The sequence below is a fragment of the Mycetohabitans sp. B2 genome (genome assembly GCF_021733735.1).
GTDB lineage: Bacteria > Pseudomonadota > Gammaproteobacteria > Burkholderiales > Burkholderiaceae > Mycetohabitans > Mycetohabitans rhizoxinica.
Map to the genome: position 1 here is coordinate 1 of NZ_JAHKSP010000206.1, position 664 is coordinate 664.

The following is a 664-nucleotide window of genomic DNA, read 5'->3' on the forward strand; positions in this document are numbered from 1 at the left end:
GGTGCGCAGGCGGCGTACAACGTCGATCGGTTTAATCGGCAGTTGCATCAGGGCGAATACGATTTAGCGAAGCGGCATGCGAAGCTGGTGGCGCAGCAGCTCAAGATTAGTGAGCAGGAAGCGGAAGGCCGGATCGTAGCGGAAATACTGCGCAATTCGGATCAGCAAACAGCGGAAGCGACAGGCAGCAAGCATGATTACGAGATTCGCAGTATTGTAGGTTGCCAAAATCTGAATTGCTACGGTGATAAGAAGGATCTGCAATATGCGGATCATAATTACAACAGCCAGTACATCAAGCCGAATCAAGAGGCGTATGACGCAGGGCAGAGCCAGCTTGGGCGGGGACAGACGTATAACGAGCTAGTGACGTCGAACATCAATAAGGATCCGGTTGGTGCAACGGTGGCGGGCGCGGGGATGATGGGTCTAGGTTTGGCCGCGGGCGGTTCGTTGGCTCCGGCGGGCATGATGGGCGCGGGTGCGCTTTTGGGGCTGGGAGCTAATGGAGGTGTCCAACTCATGGGTGATCAGCCGTTTGACTGGACGAGCTTTGCGTTGTCGGGAGTGACGAGCGCGGTATCGACGGGGATGAAATTTGTTCCGGTGTTCATGACGGGAGTCGGCGGTGCGTTGACCGGCTCAGCACTGCAAGGTCAGAACC

At 56.5% G+C, this 664-nt stretch carries 1 protein-coding gene; it reads left to right on the forward strand.

From position 1 onward, the window contains the following. Window positions 1–42 precede the first annotated feature (42 nt). Window positions 43–664: hypothetical protein (locus KPG66_RS17465; protein WP_237071693.1), on the forward strand; the 622-nt coding region annotated here is incomplete at its 3' end.